Raw genomic sequence first — 287 nt, forward strand, 5'->3', positions numbered from 1 at the left:
GACCAGCGGTGCGTATGACCCTTCGGCCGCATACTCGATCAACACCGGCGCCGTGCGCGCCTTGCCGTCGAGCAGCGGCAGCAGCGACTGGCCGTCCGTCCACGGCGCTATTTGTGCGATGTCGATGCCGGCGAGATCGCAGAGCGTCGGCGTGACGTCGAGGTTGGAGACCGGCGCCTCGACGACGCCGGCGGGCACGCCCTTGCCGGCGATCATCAGCGGCACGCGCGCCGAGCTTTCGAAGAAGCTCATCTTGAACCACAGGCCACGCTCGCCCAGCATATCGC

General features: G+C 67.9%; 1 protein-coding gene. It reads right to left on the minus strand.

All coding sequences use genetic code 11. The features are described 5' to 3' along the window. The coding region (locus tag EN852_RS39855) for a sulfatase/phosphatase domain-containing protein (RefSeq protein WP_348643565.1) at positions 1–287 on the minus strand (287 nt) is incomplete at both ends.

Source organism: Mesorhizobium sp. M2E.F.Ca.ET.209.01.1.1 (genome assembly GCF_004010375.2).
Taxonomy (GTDB): domain Bacteria; phylum Pseudomonadota; class Alphaproteobacteria; order Rhizobiales; family Rhizobiaceae; genus Mesorhizobium.